Source organism: Streptomyces sp. A01 (assembly GCF_059026195.1).
Genome location: NZ_JBWLKN010000093.1, coordinates 1 through 1,167 on the forward strand (window position 1 = coordinate 1; position 1,167 = coordinate 1,167).

The window sequence follows — 1,167 nt, forward strand, 5'->3', positions numbered from 1 at the left end:
CTGTTGAGTTCTCAAGGAACGGACGCTTCCTTTGCGCCTGTTTCACCAGGCCCTCCGGGCTTTCCCTTCTGTGTTTCACACTCTATCAGGCTATTTCCCGCTTCCCTGACCGGCGATTTCCGCAGAACGCAAAAATGCACACCAGAGAAGTCGGAACAAGATCTCATAGAGGCCACCCTCGATGCACTCGCGTTTCACCGCGGTGCGTTGTCGTGGGCAGGAGTACGACAGTACAGCGCCCCCACAGTCGAGGCAAATCGATTCGGCTCGCCTCAGACCGGTTCATCCCCGGTCCCTCGTCGCCACTCCCGCGCGCGATCACCCCTTCTCCCGGCCGGGTGGTTACGAGCGGAACGTCCGGTTCCTATGACTTACGCTGCTGACCAGTGCGTCGTCCGGGACAGGTCTCGATGGCGCTTGCCGCATCTCCACCGCTGGGAGGCATTCCCATGACCATGGTGACGTCGCCGTTGGCCGGACGCGCCATTGGACTCTCCGCAGTCCCCGACCCGGTGTTCTCCGGCGCGATGGTGGGGCCAGGCACCGCGATCGACCCCGTGCGCGCACCATCTGTAGCGGTCGCCCCCGTCGGCGGCATCGTCGTCTCCCTGCATCCGCACGCGTTCGTGATCGTGGATGAGTCGGGGCATGGGGTGCTGACGCATCTGGGGATCGACACCGTGCAGTTGGGTGGCGAGGGTTTCGAGCTGCTGGTGCACAAGGGCGACGCCGTCCGCCGCGGCGACCCGATAGTCCGATGGGACCCGGCAGAGGTGGAGCGGGCGGGCAAATCGCCCGTATGCCCCGTCGTCGCCTTGGAGGCGACCGCTGACGCGCTGGCCGACATCGTGGAGGACGACGATGACGTCGCCCCGGGCGGCGCTCTCTTCTCCTGGCAGTGACCCCACCGGCCGGCTGCCGCCGCCACGCGTGCGGACCGCCGAGCGCGCGTATGGCGGCGCCGGTACTTGCCTGAAGTGCTGGTGTGCGTTCGGCTCGTGGTGCTGGTGTGGTCTCAGCGCCGCCGGGGGTGGTCTCGCCTGCTGATGGTGGGTGGGGGGTTGGTGTGGGTGTGCTGGTTGGTGTGTGCCGGTGTTGGCCGGTGTCGGTGTTGGTCTGTGTTGGTCAGTGTCAGTGTTGGTCAGTGATGGGTGGATTGGTGGAGGA

1 protein-coding gene is annotated in these 1,167 nt (G+C 65.8%); it reads left to right on the top strand.

Annotated features, from left to right (window positions below):
- Positions 1-449: 449 nt before the first annotated feature.
- Positions 450-902 carry a PTS sugar transporter subunit IIA gene (locus AC5P1B_RS35650; RefSeq protein ID WP_493892189.1) on the top strand — a complete coding sequence of 151 codons (453 nt, stop codon included), beginning with the start codon at positions 450-452 and terminating at the stop codon, positions 900-902.
- Positions 903-1,167: the final 265 nt, after the last annotated feature.

Excerpts from the sequence above, each read along its gene's own strand:
- AC5P1B_RS35650 (WP_493892189.1), top strand. The coding sequence starts at position 450 with ATGACCATGGTGACGTCGCCGTTGGCCGGACGCGCCATTGGACTCTCC.